Annotated in this window: 16 protein-coding genes; 5 read left to right on the top strand and 11 right to left on the bottom strand. The window is 72.7% G+C overall.

What is annotated here, in order from left to right:
- The first annotated feature begins 18 nt into the window (after positions 1-18).
- The 3 genes from AB0N90_RS26685 to AB0N90_RS26675 are packed head-to-tail and all read left to right on the top strand — an operon-like array spanning position 19 to position 3,123.
- Positions 19-720, top strand: a complete 702-nt coding sequence (locus AB0N90_RS26685; protein ID WP_365200782.1) for a hypothetical protein — start codon at positions 19-21, stop codon at positions 718-720.
- 41 nt (positions 721-761) lie between these two features.
- A complete protein-coding gene (locus AB0N90_RS26680) occupies positions 762-1,526 on the top strand; it encodes a hypothetical protein (protein ID WP_365200780.1) in 765 nt (254 codons plus the stop codon).
- Positions 1,501-3,123: a hypothetical protein gene (locus tag AB0N90_RS26675; RefSeq protein WP_365200777.1), complete on the top strand. Its 1,623-nt coding sequence runs from the start codon at positions 1,501-1,503 to the stop codon at positions 3,121-3,123. The genes AB0N90_RS26680 and AB0N90_RS26675 overlap by 26 nt, the downstream gene beginning before the upstream one ends.
- A gap of 104 nt (positions 3,124-3,227) precedes the next feature.
- Here the strand turns inward: AB0N90_RS26675 and AB0N90_RS26670 are convergent, their stop codons facing one another.
- From AB0N90_RS26670 to AB0N90_RS26660, 3 genes are read right to left on the bottom strand one after another with little or no spacing between them, the layout of a single operon-like run.
- The gene (locus AB0N90_RS26670) at positions 3,228-3,881 is read right to left on the bottom strand and encodes an RES family NAD+ phosphorylase (protein WP_365200774.1); all 654 of its coding nucleotides are present in this window, start codon (positions 3,879-3,881) and stop codon (positions 3,228-3,230) included.
- Positions 3,881-4,546 carry a hypothetical protein gene (locus AB0N90_RS26665; protein WP_365200772.1) on the bottom strand — a complete coding sequence of 222 codons (666 nt, stop codon included), beginning with the start codon at positions 4,544-4,546 and terminating at the stop codon, positions 3,881-3,883. Before AB0N90_RS26665 ends, AB0N90_RS26670 begins: the two co-directional genes overlap by 1 nt.
- Positions 4,543-8,328 carry a CHAT domain-containing protein gene (locus AB0N90_RS26660; RefSeq protein ID WP_365200769.1) on the bottom strand — a complete coding sequence of 1,262 codons (3,786 nt, stop codon included), beginning with the start codon at positions 8,326-8,328 and terminating at the stop codon, positions 4,543-4,545. Before AB0N90_RS26660 ends, AB0N90_RS26665 begins: the two co-directional genes overlap by 4 nt.
- 271 nt (positions 8,329-8,599) lie before the next feature.
- On the opposite strand from AB0N90_RS26660, the gene AB0N90_RS26655 reads away from it, so the two are divergent.
- Both AB0N90_RS26655 and AB0N90_RS26650 read left to right on the top strand, forming a co-directional pair.
- Entirely contained in the window at positions 8,600-8,917 is a 318-nt protein-coding gene (locus AB0N90_RS26655) for a hypothetical protein (protein WP_361681005.1), read from the top strand.
- Entirely contained in the window at positions 8,914-9,570 is a 657-nt protein-coding gene (locus tag AB0N90_RS26650) for a hypothetical protein (RefSeq protein ID WP_365200767.1), read from the top strand. The genes AB0N90_RS26655 and AB0N90_RS26650 overlap by 4 nt, the downstream gene beginning before the upstream one ends.
- A 90-nt stretch (positions 9,571-9,660) precedes the next feature.
- Here AB0N90_RS26650 and AB0N90_RS26645 read toward each other — a convergent pair whose 3' ends face one another.
- From AB0N90_RS26645 to AB0N90_RS26610, 8 genes are all read right to left on the bottom strand, one after another.
- Complete coding sequence (locus tag AB0N90_RS26645) at positions 9,661-11,196, bottom strand: NCS1 family nucleobase:cation symporter-1 (RefSeq protein ID WP_365200764.1); 1,536 nt, start codon at positions 11,194-11,196, stop codon at positions 9,661-9,663.
- A gap of 154 nt (positions 11,197-11,350) precedes the next feature.
- On the bottom strand, positions 11,351-12,373 hold the full coding sequence (locus AB0N90_RS26640; RefSeq protein WP_365200762.1) for a TIGR03842 family LLM class F420-dependent oxidoreductase: 1,023 nt from the start codon (positions 12,371-12,373) through the stop codon (positions 11,351-11,353).
- 11 nt (positions 12,374-12,384) lie between these two features.
- The gene (hydA, locus tag AB0N90_RS26635) at positions 12,385-13,788 is read right to left on the bottom strand and encodes a dihydropyrimidinase (RefSeq protein ID WP_361680993.1); all 1,404 of its coding nucleotides are present in this window, start codon (positions 13,786-13,788) and stop codon (positions 12,385-12,387) included.
- A gap of 92 nt (positions 13,789-13,880) precedes the next feature.
- A complete protein-coding gene (locus AB0N90_RS26630; RefSeq protein ID WP_085567357.1) occupies positions 13,881-14,723 on the bottom strand; it encodes a nitrilase-related carbon-nitrogen hydrolase in 843 nt (280 codons plus the stop codon).
- 155 nt (positions 14,724-14,878) lie between these two features.
- Positions 14,879-16,456, bottom strand: coding sequence for a PucR family transcriptional regulator (locus AB0N90_RS26625; RefSeq protein ID WP_365200759.1), 1,578 nt, complete (start codon positions 16,454-16,456; stop codon positions 14,879-14,881).
- Positions 16,457-16,511: 55 nt separating this feature from the next.
- Positions 16,512-17,798, bottom strand: coding sequence for an aspartate aminotransferase family protein (locus tag AB0N90_RS26620; protein ID WP_365200756.1), 1,287 nt, complete (start codon positions 17,796-17,798; stop codon positions 16,512-16,514).
- Entirely contained in the window at positions 17,795-18,637 is an 843-nt protein-coding gene (locus AB0N90_RS26615; RefSeq protein WP_365200754.1) for a nitrilase-related carbon-nitrogen hydrolase, read from the bottom strand. The genes AB0N90_RS26620 and AB0N90_RS26615 overlap by 4 nt, the downstream gene beginning before the upstream one ends.
- 151 nt (positions 18,638-18,788) lie before the next feature.
- A complete protein-coding gene (locus AB0N90_RS26610; protein WP_365200751.1) occupies positions 18,789-19,040 on the bottom strand; it encodes a helix-turn-helix transcriptional regulator in 252 nt (83 codons plus the stop codon).
- Positions 19,041-19,063: the final 23 nt, after the last annotated feature.

Here is a 19,063-nt window from a genome sequence, read left to right as displayed (position 1 = left end):
GAATGGGGGATCTTCGAAATGATCAACAAAGGTCGAATAAATGTCCGGGTCCAGCGGCGGAGAGCCGGTTCCCTCTCCTCGCTGCGGGCCCGGTTCCACGGCCGCCGGGACGCGGACGGGCTGCGGGAGATGCTGGCGGACGCCCATGCCGGGGGCGCGCCCTCGGACGAGGACCTGCCGCCGTACGTCCTGGGTCTGCACGCGCAGGTGCGGCACAGCACCGCGCGGCTGCGCTCGCGCACCCTGGCGGCGCACCGGGCGCTGCACATCCGGATCCAGAGCGAGTCGGTGCGGGTGGTGAACCAGTACACCGAGCGCGGGGAACCGACTCCGGCCGCGCTGGCCCGGTTCGGCGAGTGGGTCGCGGAGTGGCGCTCGGCCGCCTCGGTCTGCAGGCAGCAGGCGCAGCAACTCACCGACGAGGCCAATCAGTTGATCGCCTGCTACTGGGACGCCGCCTGGGTCCGGGCCCGCCGGGACGACCGGGTGGGCGGCCGGCGGCCCACGGGCTGGCTGCCCGGGAAGATCACTCTGGACGGCACCTGGTCCCATCTCGACGACGGGCTGCTGAGCGATCGCTGGTACGTCCCGGAGGCGCCGGGGCGCGACACCGATCCGTCGGCGGTCGCCCAGGCCCTGCACATTCTCGACCACCAGTCCGCGCGCGGCCGTTCGGATCGCACGCGGCACGGCGATGCCCCGAAGGGCAGCCGCAGGTGATCACCGCTCATCGACTTCCAGGAAGGCCAAGGAACATCATCGTGCAGCACTCGGCTTGGGCCGGTCGCCGGTCCACCGTCCGCGCCGCCCGCCGGCTCGCGGTCCTTCTCCCCCTGGTGTGCGCGCTCGGCGCCCTCGTGTCGTGCAGCAAGCAGGAGGAAGCCCTCACCACGCCCTGCGGCCTGGTCATCGACGGTTCGGGGTCGGCCGCGGCGGCGAAGGAGGGATTCGACTCGGAGGCCAAGCTGAAGGACACCCTCGGCGGGTTCCTCACCGACCAGAAGTGCGGGACCCTCGACTTCGCCCCCGTCACCCGTTCCTCGCGCAGCTCGTCCTGCCGGCAGGACGAGGTGGACCTCGACCCGCCGCACGACGCGACCACCGACCAGAAGACGCAGCGCGCAAACGCCCAGCGGGACGCCGCCGTCGCGGCCCTCGCCGAGCTCAAGTGCGCGCGCACGCAGAACGGTTCGGACGTATGGGGGGCCCTGACCCGCATCGGGGAGGCCGTCCCCACCGGCGGTCCGACGCCGAAGCTCCTCGTGGTGAGCGACTTCGACCAGGCCGACCCGGAGTTCCATCTGTCGCGGCAGGACATCACCACCAAGACCGCGCGCGCCAAGGTCATCGACTCGCTGGTGGACAAGCGCGGCATGCCCGGCATCAAGGGGATGGACGTCTTCCCCGTCGGACTCGGCATGCAGTACAAGGCGAAGCCCAGCGAGGCCGCCGACTTCGACTCCTTCTGGACCGAGGCGCTCGAAGGGAGGGCCAAGGCGCATGTCGACGACAAGTACCGGGGCTGAGGAACCGCAGCCGCGCCGGCGACGGATAGCCCGCTATCTGCCGTTCACCGGCCGCACCGCCCAGCCGGGCACCGGAACCCGTCCGGGGCCCGCCGCGGCCGCCGCGCGCACCAGCCGGCTGCCGCTGGTCATCGGCGACCGGGGCGAACGCGATCTCCTCCAGGACGCCCGGAAGCGGGGCCGGCAGGACGCGCGCCGCAAGACGCTGGACCCGTGGGTGCTCAACAGCGGCGACCGGGTGCCGTACTTCGCGGAACTGGCGTCCGTACGGGACGTCGTCGTCCACCGGATCGAGGAGGAGCTGAGCCTCGGGGAAGAGGCGGCCCGGCTGCTGGACGCGCGGGCGGGTTCCGAGGTGACCGCCGGGGAGATCGAGACCCGGATCCTGGACGAGCGGCTGCGCGAGGTGGAGCAGGAGATCGAGACGTCCCGCCGCCAGCTCGATCTGCTGGCCGCCCGGTCGGCCCGCTGGCTCCGCTTCCGGGACAGTCTGCGCGAGCGGGTGGAGGAGCGCTGGCTCCGGGCCCGCTTCCCGGAGACCGCCCGCCCCCCGGCCACCGGCTCCGGGGCCCCGGCGGAGGGCGGCATCCGGGAGGACGGACCCGAGCAGGCGGCCACCGGCAAGGACACGGCGGCCGATCCGGGCGACGACTGGCAGTCGGTGACCACCACCGGCGCCCCGGACGACACCGCGGCCGCGGCGCTGCGGGACGTGTACCGTGCCGCGAGCGCCGAGGCCCGCGACACCGCGTCGAGCTACGGCTGGGAGGGCCTCCAGACCCGCCCCGGGCTGCCCCGGTGGATGACCTGGGCGCTGCTCGCCGTGATCATGGCGGTCGAGGTGCCGATCTACTGGGTCGCGTACCAGCCCTTCCACGGGGTCGGCAGCACCGGCGGGGACTTCATGTCCGGGGCCCTCGCGCTCTCGTCCGCCGTGATCATGCTGATCCTGCCGCACCTGTCGGGGCTCATGCTGCGCTGGCGTTCGGCGACGGGCTCGCCGCGTCTCGGCTGGCTGCCCGCGGTGTCGCTGCTCGGTGTGTGGGGCGGTCTGACCTGGGGGCTGGGCCTGCTGCGCGCCAAGTTCGTGACCCAGCACGACAGTCCGGCCCCGGCCGCGGGGGCCGCCGGTTTCCGCGGGATCGGTGGTTCCGGCGCCGACACCACGACCCTGGTGGACCGGCTGCATCTGTCGAGCCAGACGGTGACCTGGCTGTTCTGCGCGCTGCTGCTGCTCTCGGGCGGGGTCGGCTTCATGCTCGGACTGTTCCGCGAGCACCCCTTCCTCGACTCCTTCCGCACGGCGCTGGAGCGGCGTACCGGGCTGCTGCGGCGGCACGAGGAGAGCATCGCGGTCACCGAGCGGGCCCGGGCCGCCCAGGAGACGGCCGAGGACCGTCGACGGGCCCGCAGGGAGGCCGCGAACGAACGGATGGCCTCCGCCCGCCAGTTGTACGAGGCCGCCGCCGCCCGGTATCTGGGGGAGGTCATGACGGCGTCGAAGGATCCGGCCGTGACGGAGTCGGCGATGCGGCTGTCCCGCAACTGGCCGCTGCTGCCGTCCACGGCCCGCCGCGAGGCCGCCCGGGACCGCTGAACGGCCGCTGGACGACCGCTTTATGCAGGCCTGTTGGACCGAACACACGAAGGCCCCGACCCCGCTGATCCGGGTCGGGGCCTTCGCCCGTGCGGGGCCCGCGCTCACTCCTCCTGCGCGGAGATGACCGCGTGCAGCGGTGCCAGCAGCTTGTTGACCCGGCGGGCGTCCTCCTTCGACGCCAGCCGGAGGCGGTCCTGCGGGCGCGGGTCGAGCGGGGCGGCCGGGCAGCGGTCCTGGAACAGCTGGAGCGCGGGGCGCGGCCTGCACCGCTTGGACGTCCACCACAGGCCCTGCACCGCGCCGCTGCGTTCTCTGATCACCCGTACCCAGTAGCGGGTGCCCGCGTAGTCGTCGGTGTCGATCAGCCAGCCGTCCTGCCATACGGCGGCCAGCCCCTCGGCGGTCGTGAGGTCCACCAGGGTCAGGTCGGCCGTGGTGCGGACCGCCGACAGGACGTACCGGGAGGCCTGCGCCCACGGGATCTGCCGCACCCCGCTGCCGTCGCTGAACTCGACCGAGCGCAACAGTACTTCGGACAGCGCGGTGACCGGATCGAGGGCCGCGTAGAGGTAGGGGTAGGGGTCCTTCTCGGTGGGGTCGAAGCGGCTGCCCTTGAAGAACTCGTGCGCCACGCTCGGGTTGAACTCGCCGGGCCCGTACTGCTCCTCGTGGCACCGCCAGACCACGGTGCCCGCCGTCACCACGGTGACCACCGGCTTCATCACGGCGTCCTGGGGCGGGAGTTGACCGACCATCAGAGTGCCCTCACCAGTTCGGCCGCGGCACGCTCCAGCTGTTCGTCGGGCAGCACGCCGAGCAGGTCTGCGGGGACACCGCCCAGCCAGCGATTGCCGCCCAGCCACCAGTCGGCGGCCCCCCAGGGGTCCTGGTCCGCCCGCAGGAGTTCATTGATCCGGCGGACGACGGGCAGCGGTTCGACCGTGCCGGCCCGGAACTGAAAACCCGGGCAGCGGATGCCGCGCTCCGGGTCGCGCAGCCTGATCAGACCGGCGGGGCTGTCCGGGCCGCCGCGCAGCTCGGGGTGCTCGTCCGCGGTCAGCGCCGGCGCGGCGAGCAGCCGTCGGCGGGCCGCCCGCAGCAGTTCGGCGGGATCGGGCGGCGGGGTGCCGAGCACCTGGAGCACGGCGTCCATCGTGGCGAGGCTGGGCAGTTCGCGGGGGCCCGAGGCGTAGCGGTGGCCGCCGAGCGCCTCGGCCACCGGGTGGTCGGGCGGCAGCGCGGACAGCGTACGGCGCAGCCTGCGTACGGCGCGTGCGACACCCGGCGGGTTGTCGGCGGCGGTCTCCTCCTTGATCTCCCGCAGGGTGCGCGAGAGCAGGTCCAGGTCGTCGTCGTCGAGGCCGGTGATGACGGTGGTCCAGTGGCTCTCCAGGAGCCTGAGCAGCTCCTCCGACGTCATACGCGCTCTCCTTCTTCGGGCCGGGCGGAACGCGCCGCCGGTGCGGGGTTGCCGTGGTGGACGAAGGCCGCCCAGGTGTCGGGGCGGGTCCGGAAGTCCTCGGCGAGGCGGCGGGCGGAGACATGCTTCAGGGCGCGCACGGGCGGCCGTTCGCCGGGTGCGGTGAGCATCCAGCGCTGGGCGGCGCGCAGCGCGTCCGGCGGGGCGAGGCCCCGGGCGAGCGCGTCGTGCAGGACGAGCATGAGCACCTCGGAGCGCCTGTCGTCGACCTTCCAGCGGGAGCCGACGGCGTCGGCGGCCAGCCGGTGCACCATGACCGAGGTGACGGTCAGGGCCTCGTCGTGGTCGCGGGTGGTGAGGTCCGTCTCGCAGCCGCCGCACACGACCAGCGGCCCGGCCGAGCGGAAGGCGTCGCCCTCGGCGGGCGTCTCCAGCAGGGTGCTCAGAGTGAGGGCCCCACCGGTGGCCGCTCCGGCCGACGCGGCCAGATGGAGGGCCGACCGGGTCGGGTCGGGGCCCGCGAGCCCATGGCAGGCGATGTGCACCAGGGAGGCGGGGGTGTCGGCCCGGCCGCCGAGCAGGGCGAGGACCGTCTCGGGGGTGGCGGGGTCCTCGTCGGGGCGGTGGATGACGGCGTCCGGGTAGTGGACCTCGGCCAGCGTCTCGATCTCGTCCTCGGCCCACTCCAGGTCGTCGGTGCCGTGGAACACCAGGGCCGGGCGCTCGGCGGGCGGCATACGGCGGCGGGCGGCGGCGCGCAGGAACTCCCGGCCGGACGCGGCGTGCGTGAGGACGGCGACCTCGCAGGCCCGTACGGGACGCGGCACGTCGTACACGGCGGGCGGGGTGAGGACGGCCGCCTGCCAGGGCACGACCCCGAGTTCACCGCAGGGCACGAGGACGAGCCGTACGGCCCGGGTGTCGTCGGCGCGGACGGCCTGACCGGCACCGCCGACGGCCTCACCGGCCTCGCCGGAGGCACCTCCGGAGGCTCCGCCGGAGGCCGCTACGGACGCATCGCCCAAGGCGCCGAGCAGACCCGCCTCGCCGAGGGCGCGGTCCCAGACCCCGAGGTGATCCAGTACGGGACCCAGCACCTCGCCCGCCCACCCGCACATCCCGTCCAGCGCGCCGAGCCAGCGCCGCTCGGCGCGCTCGGTGTCCCTCGGGTTGACGGCGTCGGGGCACTCGAGGGCGGCGGCCTCCAGGCGCTGCCAGTGCGCACCGGCCTCCAGGTACTCCGCCACGGGCGCGCGGCCTGTGGGGGCGAGGCAGGGCAGGGGCAGCGCCTCGGCGGGGCCGTCGCGGGTGACGACCAGGACGGCACCGTCCGTGCCGTCGACGCCGGGGACCAGGTACAGCAGCGCGTCCGCACCCGTCTTCGCCAGCCCGGCGCGCAGCTCGCTCCCGGAGGCGGGCACCGGCTGCGCGTCGGTGTCGTCGCCCTGGCCGCGCAGCGCGTCCAGGGAGCGGCGGCGCAGGTCGCCGGGGAGATCGGGGGTGCCCGCGCCCGCCGCGGCCAGCACCTCCAGCGGGGAGCGGTCCCGCAGGACGCCGGGGAGGCCGGTGCCGGCGGCCGCCAGTTCCAGCAGGGAGCGGTCGTCGGCCCGGTCCGAGGATTCGTCGGTGGCGGCGCGCCAGCGCTCGGCGAGCCGGGTCTCGCCCAGGGCCGCCAGGCGGTCGGCGACGCCCGCCGAGACGGCCGCCGCACCGAGCACCAGGGAGCGGCCCTCCTCCAGACACGCCATCGCCTCCTCGGTGAGCCCGGCGCGCAGCGCCCAGAAGGCCGCGCTGCGGCCCCGGTCGGCCGCCCCGCGCGCGATGCGCAGTCCGCGGTGGGTGCCCTGCTGGAGCAGTACGTCGTCGGCGGCGAGCCGGAGCGAGGCACGGGCGAGGCCGACGGCCGCGCGCAGTTCCCCGGTGTCGGCCGCGCCCGCCTTGAGGGTGGCGCGCTTGGCCCGGAGCGCAGCCAGGTCCCAGGTGAGGCGGGCGCCGTTGGGCATGCCCTCGGGCAGTTCCGCCAAGCCCTGGGTCAGCTCCGCGATCGCCTCGTCCAGCGGTTCGGGGTCCCCGGTCAGCTGGTGCAGGGTGTCCAGGGCGATGGCGATGCCGCCGCGCGCCCAGGGGCGTACGCCCGGGGTGAAGCCGGGGTTGTCCAGGGTCTTCCTGGTGCGCCGCACACCCTCGGCGATACGGCTGGGATCCGACTCGGCGATCGCGGTCAGCGCGATCAGCCCGGCCCAGCTGCTGTCGAGGAGGCCGCGCAGGACGGGCATGTCCACGGAGGTCTCCACGGCCCGCTGGAGGTGATGGGCGGCCGCCCGCAGATGCTCCGTCCGGTCCTCGGCCGAGGCGGCGAGCACCACGCGGCCCAGATAGGCGTAGCCGAGCACGAAACCGGCCAGCACACCGGTCCATTCCTCGGCGTCTTCGAAGGCCTCGTCCAGCTCCAGTTCGCACAGCGCTTCGATGATGTCCTCGACCGCGTCGCCGTCACCGCTGTCCAGGGCGGCGGTCAGCCGCCCCTGGAGCCGGGTGACCTCCCCGCACATGCGCAGACTCGCGGCCAGGTTGCCGTCCTCGGGGTCCTCGTCCCAGCGCTGGGCTTCGAGCAGGGTCCGGGACATGTCCTCGTCCTGGAGGCTGCCCCCGGTGAGGAAGGCCGCGGCCAGCACCCCGGGCACGACGGTGCGCAGCCATTCGCGGTGGGTGCGGCTGTCGAGTTCGCCGTCGGTGTACGCCTCGTGCATCAGCCGGAGCGCTTCCCGGAACCCCTCCATGTCCCCGGAGCGTGCGGCGAGGGTGGTGTGGAGCAGGGCGGCGATCATCCGGGACTGGAGGGGCGCGCGGGTCTCCTCGCCCGTCACGGGATCGCGCGTGACGGTCAACTCGGCCAACAGCTCGGGCAGTTCCTCGGGTGCGAGGGTCTCGGGGGACATCACCTCGGCCAGGGCGAGGAACCGGATGCGGGTGTGCCGCCGCTCCGCCTCCTCCTCGGGGTCCGCGGGGTCGCCGTCCGGGGCGGGGACGATCCCCTCCGCCTCGGCCGGGAGTCCCGCGAGGGTGTCCTCCAGCATGGCGAACAACGACGGCAGCAGCGCGCGCAGCGGTCCCGGCACCCGCATGTCCGGCATGGCTCCGAGGAGACCGCGGGCCCCGTCGGCGACCGCGCCCAGGTCGCCCTTCAGGACCGCGTCGGTCAGCGCCTCCAGACCCAGCAGGTTGGCGCGCAGTTCGGGGGGCATCTGCTCCTGCTCCCGTTCGAGCAGCAGCCGTACGAGCAGTCCGGTGTCCTCCACCAGGCCCGTACCGCCGTGTGCGAGCGGGGCGCCGACCTCCAGCATCGATGTCAGCTGGTCGATGGTCCACCGGCTGTCGGACCCGGGCGAGAGGTCGCGGTTCACCGTCATCAGGCGGGAGCCGAGCAGGAGCACGAGGTCCCGGCGTGCGGCCTCCCGGTCCGGCTCGTCGAGCGGGGCGGCGGTCCTGGCCTCGTCGAGCAGGCGCACCGCGCGCTCCCGGTCGGCCGGGGCGCCCGCCAGGACGAACCGCAGGGCGAGGCATCTGCCGAGCCGCGCCGCCACCACCGCGGCCTGCGCCTCGCACCCTTGGGCCGACGCCAACTCCTCCTGTATCCGCGCCAGTTCATCGGTCAGCGCGTCGAGTTCCGGCCCCCGTGTCCCCTCGTACGCATCCGGGTCCATCGGGACGGAGATCTCGGCCGCGCGTGCGAGCGCGGCGGCGACGCGGTCGCTCACTGGTACGGCCCCGGCTCCACTCATGCGTCATCCCCTCCGCCGTCATGGTGCCCGCTCCCCCGGTCCCGGCGGTCGGTGGTCGCGCACCTTCCCGGCATCCTGCCGGACAACGCCCGGTTCGCGGACGGATTCCGCCCGATCCGGGCGCTCCCGGGGGCCGACGGGCCCTCCTGCCGGGCGAGTTCGGGGCGTGATCGGCTCCGGCCATGGCACCGGGGCGGCGAACTCGCCATGCTGGACGCCTTGTTGTCCGCGTGAGGATCCGAGAAGAATCCGAGAAGAAGGAGGGGATGCGGTGACGCACTCCGCACCGGTGCCCGGCGCCCTCGAACCGTACGTGGAGACGACCCGCAGCGACTACGCGGTGCGCTACACGAGCGGTCTTCGGATCGAGGCCGCGGACGACGGGGTGGCCGTACTGCACGGCCGCTGCCCCCGCTGCGGCTGTGCGTTCCTGTACACGCACACCGACCGGGTCTTCCGCACCCCGCGCCGGGTGCCCCGCCCCGCGCACGTCCCGGTGCTCTGCGAGTGCACGGCCGAACACCCGGGACGTCCGCCCGAGGAGAAGGGGTGCGGCGCCTACTGGAACGTCCTCATGGAGCGCGGATGACACCGCGCTGGTCCGTGCGGCCGGGCCCGCCCGCGACCCCCGCCGACCGCGAGGCAGGCCGGCTGACCACACAGTTGCTCGCCGGTGAGCTGGCCCGCGCCCGGGAGGCGGCGCTCGCCTGGCGCAACGGGCTCGCGGCGCTGTTCGCCGGGCTGCTCGGCTTCGGCCTGATCAAGGGCCGTACCGACGTGGGGAAACTGGCACCTCCGTACGACGCCCTGGTGGGCGGCGCGCTGCTGCTGTGCCTGGTGTTCGGCACCCTCGGCGCGCTGCTGCTGCTCCGGGCGGCGCACGGGGCGCCCATCGGCGTGCGGCTGCCGACCGGCGTCCCCGCCGCGGCCACCGCGCTGCATCTCGGCGACCACATGGAGACCCGCCGCACGATGCGGGCCCTCACCCGCGGAGTGGCGCTGACCATCGCGTGCGGCGCGATGCTCGTCACCGGGGTGGCGCTCACCTGGTACGGCCCCGAGAAGGACGGCCCCCGGATCCTGGTGCGCACCCCCTCCGGAGACGTGTGCGGCGAGCCGGTGCGCACGGACGCGGGACGTCTGCTCGTGAGGACGGACACCGGCGAGGTCACCGTGCTGCTCGACCGGGCCGAGTCCCTGGCGGCGGTCGACGCGTGCCCGCAGGGGCCGTCCGACGAATGACAACGGACGGCCCCAAGAGGCAAGTTGGCCGGACGCCCCCCCCCCCGCATGCCGTCGGAGGTGGGACGCCCGGCCGAACCGGACCCCTCCTCACACGGCCGGTGCCGCCCCCTCCCGGCGTCCGGTCAGCAAAGTCAGCGCCAGGTAGAGCACCAGTGAGGTGCCGAGGCCGACCGCCCAGCCGTAGTCGGCGAGCGGGGCGAGGGCCGGGATCGGGCGGCCGTCGTACAGCGGCTTGAGGCTCGCGCCGCCGATCGCGAGGACACCGCCCACGACGAAGGCGAGGACCGCCCGCCAGTTCCAGCCGCCCGCGTACCAGTACCGGCCGCCGGTGCGGTAGAGGTCGGCGAGGTCCAGCCGGGTGCGGCGCACGACCCAGTAGTCGGCCACCAGGATGCCCGCGACGGTGCCGAGCAGCCCGCCGACCAGGCCGAGCCAGGTGAAGATGTAGCCCTGCGGGTCGGAGTACAGCTTCCACGGGCAGATCAGCACGGCGAGGACCGCGGTGATCAGCGCGCCGGTGCGGAAACTCACCTTGCTGGGCGCCACGTTGGAGAAGTCGAAGGCCGGGGAGACCAGGTTGGCGGCGATGTTCACCGAGAGGGTCGCCACCAGGACGGTGACGAGGGCGTAGAGCAGCCCGACCACGTTGTCCGTCTTCGCGGCCAGCTGCACCGGGTCCCAGACGGGCTTGCCGTAGACGGCCTGCGAACCGGAGGTGACCAGCACGGACAGGAACGCGAACAGCGTCATCGTGGTGGGCAGACCGAGCGCCTGGCCCCAGGTCTGGGCCTTCTGGCTGCGGCCGTAGCGGGTGAAGTCCGGGATGTTCAGCGACAGCGTGGACCAGAAGCCGATCATGCCCATCAGGGACGGCCAGAACAGCTTCCAGAACCCGCCGCCCCAGCCGAGCGTGGACGGCTGGTCGAACAGCGGCCCGACCCCGCCCGCCTCGGACGCCATCCACCACAGCATCACGAACGCGCCGACCAGCACGAAGGGCGCGGCCCAGTTCTCGAAGCGGCGGATGGTCTCCATGCCCCGGTGGATGATGGCGACCTGGAGCACCCAGAAGAGGGCGAACGACAGCCACATGGTCCAGGCGTAGCCGCCGATGTGCGCCGCGTCCGACCAGCTGTGGCCGATCAGTTTCCCGGCGAGGAAGTAGATGGCCTCACCGCCGATCCAGGTCTGGATGCCGAACCAGCCGCAGGCCACCAACGCCCGTACGACGGCGGGGAGGTTGGCGCCGCGCACCCCGAAGGAGGCGCGGGCGAAGACCGGGAAGGGGATGCCGTACTTCGGTCCGGCGTGCCCGGTCAGCAGCATCGGCACCAGGACGACCAGATTGGCGACGGCGATGGTGAACACCGCCTGCTTCCAGTCCATGCCGACGGCGATCAGACCGGAGGCCAGCGTCCAGGAGGCGGTGTTGTGGGCCATGCCGACCCACAGTGCGGAGAAGTTGTACGTCGTCCAGGTGCGCCGGCCGGCCGGGACCGGCAGCAGGTCCTCGTTGGCGTAGCGGCCGCTGGGCTGCGGAGCGCCGGGGGCGATCTCCACCCGGCCGTCGGCAAGGGTGACCTGGGCCGATGGCGGTATGTGCGGAGGAGCGGTATCGGTCATGGGCGGGCCCCAATCGGGAATGAGGGGATCGGCAAAGGCCGTTGCGGGCACCAGCCCCTCCCCGCGGGGAGGCGGGGAGGGGTGACCAGGGGGTGGGGGGGGTGGGGCGGACCCCCGAGGGGACCGGAAGGGACGATGAACGGGGCTGGTGGGGCTAGGAGTTGACGGCGGGGATCACCTGGCTGCCGTAGGCGTCGATGGTGGCCTCCTGCGCGTCGTGCATGTCGTACAGCGCGAACTGGTCGACGCCCAGGGCGCGCAGCGCGGTCAGCTTCTCGATGTGCCGCTCGGGCGGGCCGATGAGGCAGAAGCGGTCCACGATCTCGTCGGGCACGAACTCGGTGTCGGGGTTGCCGCTGCGCCCGTGGTGGGCGTAGTCGTAGCCCTGCCGGGACTTGATGTACTCGGTGAGTTCCTCCGGGACCTGGGCGGAGTGTGCGCCGTACTTGGAGACCAGGTCGGCCACGTGGTTGCCGACCATGCCGCCGAACCAGCGGCACTGGTCACGGGCGTGGGCGAGGGCCTCGGGCGAGTCGTCGGCGGTGACGTAGGCCGGTGCCGCCACACAGATGCTGACCTCGTCGGGGTCGCGGCCCGCCGTCTTCGCCGCGTCCTTGACGGCCTTCACCATGTACTCGGTGAGATAGAGGTCGGCCAGCTGGAGGATGAAGCCGTCGGCCTCCTCGCCGGTCATCTTCAGCGCCTTGGGACCGTACGCGGCCATCCAGACGGGGAGCCGGGCGCCGGCCCGGACCCAGGGGAACTTGACGACCGCGCCGCCGCCGAGGTCGGCGGCGTCGCCCCGGCCGAGGGCGCGGATCACCTTGATCGCCTCGCTTATGCGGGCGAGGGTGTTGGGCCTGCGGCCCGCGACGCGCATCGCGGAGTCGCCGCGGCCGATGCCGCACACGGTGCGGTTGCCGAACATGTCGTTGAGGGTGGCGAAGGTGGAGGCGGTGACCTCCGGGGTGCGGGTGGACGGGTTGGTGACCATCGGTCCGACCGTCAGCCGTTGCGTCTGCGCCAGGATCTGGCTGTAGATCACGAACGGCTCCTGCCACAGCACGGCGGAGTCGAAGGTCCAGCCGTGGCTGAAGCCGTTGTGCTCGGCCCGCTTCATCAGGTCGATGACGCGGGAGGCCGGCGGGTCGGTCTGCAGGACGAGTCCAAAGTCCATGGGCGCTGCTCCTAGTTGAGGTACTGACAGGTGGAGCGCGGGGTGTAGACACCGTGTCCGGCGTGCCCGGTGTACTCCCGCCGGTCGATGACCGTCTCACCGCGCGAGAGGACCGTCTCCACCCGGCCGGTGATCCGCCTGCCCTCGTACGCCGAGTAGTCGACGTTCATGTGATGCGTCTCGGCGGAGATCACCTGCTCGGCGTGGGGGTCGTAGATCACCACATCGGCGTCGGCGCCCGGGGCGATGGTGCCCTTCTTCGGGTACAGGCCGAACATCCGCGCCGGGGTGGCGCAGGCGATCTCGATCCAGCGGCGGCGGGAGATGTGCCCGTCGACCACGGCCTGGTGGAGGAGGTCCATGCGGTTCTCCACGCCCGGCATCCCGTTGGGGATCTTGGAGAAGTCGCCGCGGCCCAGCTCCTTCTGCCCGCTGAAGCAGAACGGGCAGTGGTCGGTGGAGACCACCTGGAGGTCGTTGGTGCGCAGGCCCCGCCAGAGGGCCGCCTGGTGCTCTTTGGGCCGCAGGGGCGTCGAGCACACGTACTTGGCGCCCTCGAAGTCCGGCTCGGCGAGGTTGTCGGTGGACAGGAACAGGTACTGCGGGCAGGTCTCGCCGAACACGTTCAGCCCGTCGTCGCGGGCCCGCGCCAGCTCGGCGAGCGCCTCCGCGGCCGAGACATGGACGACGTACAGCGGGGCGCCCGCGACCTGGGCGAGCCGGATGGCGCGATGGGTGGCCTCGGCCTCCAGCAGGGCCCTGCGGACCTCGCCGTGGAAGCGCGGATCGGTCTCGCCGCGGGCGAGGGCCTGTTCGACCAGGACGTCGATGGCGATGCCGTTCTCGGCGTGCATCATGATCAGGCCGCCGTTGCCCGCGGCACGCTGCATGGCGCGCAGGATCTGGCCGTCGTCGGAGTAGAACACCCCGGGGTAGGCCATGAACTGCTTGAAGGAGGTCACGCCCTCCTCGACCAGCAGGTCCATCTCCTTGAGCGTCTCCTCGTGCACATCGGAGACGATCATGTGGAAGGCGTAGTCGATGGCGCAGTTGCCCTCGGCCTTCTGGTGCCAGGCGTCCAGGCCCTCGCGCAGGGTGTGGCCGACGCTCTGGATGGCGAAGTCCACGATCGTGGTCGTACCGCCCCAGGCGGCGGCGCGGGTGCCGGTCTCGAAGGTGTCGCAGGCGTAGGTGCCGCCGAAGGGCATCTCCATGTGGGTGTGGCCGTCGACGCCGCCGGGGATGACGTACTTTCCGGTGGCGTCGATGGTCTGCTCGGCGCCGAGCGCGGCGGCGGCGGGGGTGCCGGAGGCCGCGAGGGCGGCGATGCGGCCGTCCTCGATGAGGACGTCGGCGTGGATCTCGTCGGATGCGGTGACGACGAGACCACCGCGGATGATTTTTCGGCCGGTCACTTGGTCCTCTCTCGTGGTCGGCTGCGGGTGAGTTGTGGTTGCTCGCGCAGTTCCCCGCGCCCCTGACGGGGCGCTCCTGCGGGGCGGCGTTTTTACGGGGCCGTCAGAGGGCCGTACGCGCCCGGCGTGCGGTCGCGGTAGAACTGCCAGCGGTCGCGGACCTCGCGGAGTTTGGCCATGTCCAGGTCGCGGACGACCAGTTCGGTCTCCTTGTCGCTCGCGACCTCGCCGACGTACTGGGCCTCGGGGTCCACGAAGTAGGTGGTGCCGTAGAAGTCGTTGTCGCCCAGGTCCTCCACGCCGACCCGGTTGATCGCGCCGACGAAGTACTCGTTGGCGGCGGCCGCGGCCGGCTGCTCCAGCTGCCAGAGGTACTTGGACAGGCCCCGGGAGGTGGCCGAGGGGTTGAAGACGATCTCGGCGCCTTCGAGGCCGAGCGCCCGCCAGCCCTCGGGGAAGTGGCGGTCGTAGCAGATGTAGACGCCGATCCTGCCGACGGCGGTGTCGAAGACGGGCCAGCCGCTGTTGCCCGGACGGAAGTAGAACTTCTCCCAGAAGCCCTGTACTTGGGGGATGTGGGTCTTGCGGTACTTGCCGAGATAGCTGCCGTCCGCGTCGATCACGGCGGCGGTGTTGTAGAGGACGCCCGGCTGCTCCTCCTCGTACATCGGCAGGACCAGCACGATGCCGAGGGCGCGGGCGAGGGACTGGAAGCGCTGGACGGTCGGACCCTCGGGGATCCGCTCGGCGTAGTCGTAGAACGCCTTGTCCTGGACCTGGCAGAAGTAGGGTCCGTAGAACAGCTCCTGGAAGCACAGGACTTGGGCGCCCTGCGCGGCCGCGTCGCGGACCGCCTGCTCGTGGACCTGGATCATGGATTCCTTGTCGCCGGTCCAGGCGGTCTGGAACAGGGCGGCACGGATCACTCGGCTCATCGGGACCTCCGGTAGCGGGGTGTGCGGTGAGCCTAGGAAGCGGACGGGCCTGCTTCGACGGGCAGCGTGTCACGTCCCCGGGGGCTGGGCATGCCACCGTGTCATGTCTGCGCGGGCCCATGTTTCACCGCCGTTTTCCCAGGTGGTCACAGGTTTCAGCGTTGTTGCGCATCATGCGCGAGCAGCGCGATGTGCACGGAGGCCGCCTGTTCGAAGTCGTCCAGGTCGACACCGAGGCGGCCCTGTATGGCCTCCAGGCGGCGGTAGAGCGCGGGCCGGGAGACATGGTGGAGCTGGGCGGTACGGGATTTGTTGCGGCCGGTGGCGAGATAGGTGCGCAGCACTTCGAGCAGCTCGGGCTCGGCCTTGCGCAGCAGCCCGTCCAACTCCCGTTCCGCGAACGACTGCACATCGGGGTTCTCCCGCAACAGCCGTACGAGTCCTCGTAGATGGACGTCCTTGAGGCGTACGACGGCGGGCAGCCCGAGGGCGGCGGCGGAACCGGCGACGGCGTCGGCGACATGGCGGGCCTCGCGCAGCCCCGCGGGCACCTCGTCCCAGCCGGTGCGCGGATCGGCTGCGGCGACCAGCGCGTCCGGCCGCCCGGTTCCCTCCCGCAGCCGGGCCGCGAAGAGCGCGGTGAGGGCGTCGGCGGGCCGGTCGCGCGGGAGGCTGAGCAGTACGGCGGTCACCCCGTCGGCCAGCTCGGCGGCGAGCCCGGACAGGCCCAGCACCCGCAACAGCCGGTCCAGTACGGCGGGTTCGGCGCCCGGGACGACGAGCGGCACGAAGGTGCGCAGATTGACCGGGAGCCCGGCGGCGCGGGCGCGCGGCAGCAGTTGGCGGGCCGGTACGACACCGGAGACGAGGTCGGTCAGCAGGCTCTGCGCGGACTGCTCCTCCCAGCTCAGCGCGGAGCCGCCGAGCATGCGGTGCAGTATCAGGGCCTCGGCGGCGCGGTCGGCGAGCAGCCGTCCGGTGGCCGTCTCGCCCCGGTAGCCGCACAGCAGCAGCCGCCCCCAGCGTTCGCCGCGGCCGCCGAGTTCGGCGCTGATCCAGGCGTCCAGGGCGCCGCCGCCGGCCTGCCGGGCGACCCGCTCCCAGTCGCGCAGTACATCGTCCACGGCGGAGCGCTCCCCCGCCGTGGCGAGGACGCGATGGGCGAGGTTGGTGAGGACGACGGGGCAGGCGCTGTGCCGGGCGACCTCGTCGAGCAGCCGTTGCAGCGGGGCGCCGGCCGTGATCAGCGCGGTGAGGTCGGTGCGTACCGCCTCGGAGAGGCTGACGGCCGCGAACTTGCGCCGCAGCAGCCGGGACTGCACCTCCTCGGTCAGTTCGGCGAAGGGGAAGGGGCGGTGCAGCACGACCAGCGGGAGGCCGCAGCGTTCGGCGGCGCGGCACATCACCTCGGGCGGGGCGGGAAAGGCCCGGCCGAGGCCGAGGACCACGGCGGCGGCCTCGGCGCGGTGCAGGGACCGGATGTACTCGGCCTGCCGGTTCTCGTCACCGGCGAGGAGCACCCCGGTGGTGAGCACCATCTCGCCGCCGGTGAGCATCACGCCCACGTCGGCGGCCTCGGCGACATGCACCCAGCGCACCGCCCGGTCGAGGCCGCCGGCGCCGGCCACCACCTCGGGTTCCCCGGCCAGCACCCGCTCCAGCGTGAGCACCTGGCGCACGGAGAGGGCGGGTTCCGGCGGGGCGGCGGGACGGGAGGCGGAGGTGGTGGTCATGGCCGTATCCCCTTGCTCGGCAGTGCCAGGTGCCCCTTGGTGTAGTACGCGTTTGTTACGAGTACGCGCTCAGGAGCGCGTCTTCCAGGACGGCGGCGCCCTCCTCGGCCTCCGCGACGGTCAGCGACAGCGGCGGGGCGACGCGCAGGGCGCTGGTGTCGTGGCCGCCGCCCTTGCCGATGAGCAGACCACCCGCGCGGGCCGCCTCCAGGACGGCGGAGGCCGCCTGCGGGTCGGCCTCGTCGGTGCCCGGTTTCGCCAGCTCGATGCCGATCATCAGACCGCGCCCGCGGACCTCGCGCACCCCCGGCAGCTGGGCGGCGACGGCCCGCAGCCGCTCGATGAGCAGGCCGCCGACCCGGCGGGCGTTGCCCTGGAGGTCGTGGTCGAGGAGGTAGGCGAGGTTGGCGAGCCCGGCGGCCATGGTGAGCTGGGTGCCGCCGAAGGTGGAGATGCTGTTGGCGTCCAGGCAGTTCATCAGCTCGGCGCGGGCGATGACACCGCCGATGGAGGCGCCGTTGCCGATGCCCTTGGCGAAGGTGACGATGTCCGGCGGGCCGCTCGCGGCGTGTGCCCCCCAGCCCCAGAAGTGGTCGCCGGTGCGGCCCCAGCCGGTCTGCACCTCGTCGGAGATCCACAGGATGCCGCGTTCCTTGAGCACCTCGTGGAAGTCGGCGTACAGCCCGTCGGGCGGCGAGGTGAACCCGCCGACGCCCTGGACGGGTTCGGCGATCAGCGCGGCCGGGGGCCGCGTGTGGCCGAGGACGTCTCTCAGGTCGGCGACGCAGGCGTCGATGAAGGCGCGGTCGTCCAGGTCCGCGAAGGGGCCCCGGGTGCGCACGCCGCCGTGCACGTACAGGGTCTGGAGCGGGGACAGCGAGGTCGGGGACCAGCTGCGGTTGCCGGTGATGCCGACGGTGGAGAAGGAGCGGCCGTGGTAGCTGTTGCGCATGGCCAGCACGGTGTTGGAGCGCCGGTAGGTGGTGGCGAGCAGCAGGGCGGTGTCGTTGGCCTCGGTGCCGGAGGTGGTGAAGAAGACCCGGGCGTCGGGGATGCCGCTCACCTGGGCGATGCGCTCGGCGAGTTCCACCATCGGGCGGTTGAGGTAGAGGGTCGAGGAGTGCAGGATGCGCCCGGCCTGCTCGCTGACCGCCTTGGTGACCTCGGGCAGCGCGTGCGCGGTCATGGTGGTGAGGATGCCGCCGAAGAAGTCCAGGTAGCGGTTGCCGTCGGAGTCCCAGACATGGCGGCCCTCGCCGTGGGTGATCTCGATCGGGTCGTCGTAGTAGAGGGCGAGCCAGTCGGGCATCACCCTGCGGTGGCGGGAGTAGAGGTCGCTCACGGCTGCACCAGCCCTTCGTAGGCGTCGGGACGGCGGTCGCGGTAGAAGGCCCACTGCTGCCGTACGTCGTCGATGAGTGCGAAGTCCAGGTCGCGGACGAGGAGTTCCTCGTCCTTGTCGCCCGCGACCTCGCCGACGAACCGGCCGCGGGGGTCCACGAAGTACGACGTCCCGTAGAAGTCGTTGGTCCCGTACTCCTCCTGTCCCACCCGGTTGATGGCGGCGACGAAGTACTCGTTGGCGACGGCCGCGGCGGGCTGTTCCAGCTGCCAGAGGTGGGCGGACAGGCTCCGGTGGGTGGCCGAGGGGTTGTAGACCAACTGGGCGCCGCCGAGGCCGAGTTGCCGCCAGCCCTCGGGGAAGTGGCGGTCGTAGCAGATGTAGACGCCGACCCGGCCGACGGCGGTGTCGAAGACGGGCCAGCCGAGGTTGCCGGGGCGGAAGTAGTACTTCTCCCAGAAGCCCTCGACCTGGGGGATGTGGTGCTTGCGGTACTTGCCGAGGTAGGTGCCGTCGGCGTCGATCACGGCGGCGGTGTTGTAGTAGAACCCGGGCTGCTCGATCTCGAAGACCGGTGCGACGACCACCATCCCGGTCTCCCGCGCGAGCTCCCGCATCCGCCGTACGGTCGGCCCGTCGGGCACCGGCTCGGCCCACCGGAAGTGCTCCCGGTCCTGGACCTGGCAGAAGTAGGGGGCGTTGAACACCTCCTGGAACCCGATGACCCGCGCGCCCCGCCGGGCCGCCTCGCGGGCGTGCTCCTCGTGTTTCGCCACCATGGACCCGGTGTCGCCGGTCCAGGTGGCCTGGACCAGTGCGGCGCGGACGACGTTGGCCATGAGCTGCTCCTTCGACATGACGTCAGAGCCTCTACGCCCGTAGAGCAGACCGTAGAGGCACGAACGTAAGCCTCCGGGGCCGCCTTGCCAAGACCATCGCCGCCAACCCGCCGATTCACACTCCGGTGGGTGAGCCGGGGGTGGCCGCTCCTCAGACGGTCACCGGGGTGCAGTGCACCGCCAGCTCGTCCATCGACAGGCCGAGCGATCTCGCCAGCGCGGCCACCGTGAAGAAGGCCGGGGTCGGGGCGCGGCCGGTCTCGATCTTGCGGAGGGTCTCGGCCGAGACGCCCGCCGCGGCGGCGACCTCGGCCATGCTGCGGTCACCGCGCGCCTCGCGCAGCAGCCGCCCGAGCCGCTCGCCGCGCTCGTGCTCTTCGGGGGTGAGAGGGGTGCGCACCATGCGTCCATTGTGCCCGTCACCCT

Origin of the sequence: Streptomyces sp. NPDC093018 (assembly GCF_040684035.1) — a bacterium.
GTDB lineage: Bacteria > Actinomycetota > Actinomycetes > Streptomycetales > Streptomycetaceae > Streptomyces > Streptomyces murinus.
Note: the sequence above shows the minus strand (reverse complement) of the source record. Positions and strands in the feature narration are given on the sequence as shown.

Coding starts and splice junctions, on each gene's coding strand:
- AB0N90_RS26645 (WP_365200764.1), bottom strand. CDS start 11,196: ATGACCGATACCGCTCCTCCGCACATACCGCCATCGGCCCAGGTCACC.
- AB0N90_RS26665 (WP_365200772.1), bottom strand. CDS start 4,546: ATGACGTCGGAGGAGCTGCTCAGGCTCCTGGAGAGCCACTGGACCACC.
- AB0N90_RS26625 (WP_365200759.1), bottom strand. CDS start 16,456: ATGACCACCACCTCCGCCTCCCGTCCCGCCGCCCCGCCGGAACCCGCC.
- AB0N90_RS26675 (WP_365200777.1), top strand. CDS start 1,501: ATGTCGACGACAAGTACCGGGGCTGAGGAACCGCAGCCGCGCCGGCGA.
- AB0N90_RS26660 (WP_365200769.1), bottom strand. CDS start 8,328: ATGAGTGGAGCCGGGGCCGTACCAGTGAGCGACCGCGTCGCCGCCGCG.
- AB0N90_RS26685 (WP_365200782.1), top strand. CDS start 19: ATGATCAACAAAGGTCGAATAAATGTCCGGGTCCAGCGGCGGAGAGCC.
- AB0N90_RS26640 (WP_365200762.1), bottom strand. CDS start 12,373: ATGGACTTTGGACTCGTCCTGCAGACCGACCCGCCGGCCTCCCGCGTC.
- AB0N90_RS26650 (WP_365200767.1), top strand. CDS start 8,914: ATGACACCGCGCTGGTCCGTGCGGCCGGGCCCGCCCGCGACCCCCGCC.
- AB0N90_RS26610 (WP_365200751.1), bottom strand. CDS start 19,040: ATGGTGCGCACCCCTCTCACCCCCGAAGAGCACGAGCGCGGCGAGCGG.
- AB0N90_RS26670 (WP_365200774.1), bottom strand. CDS start 3,881: ATGGTCGGTCAACTCCCGCCCCAGGACGCCGTGATGAAGCCGGTGGTC.
- AB0N90_RS26630 (WP_085567357.1), bottom strand. CDS start 14,723: ATGAGCCGAGTGATCCGTGCCGCCCTGTTCCAGACCGCCTGGACCGGC.
- AB0N90_RS26615 (WP_365200754.1), bottom strand. CDS start 18,637: ATGGCCAACGTCGTCCGCGCCGCACTGGTCCAGGCCACCTGGACCGGC.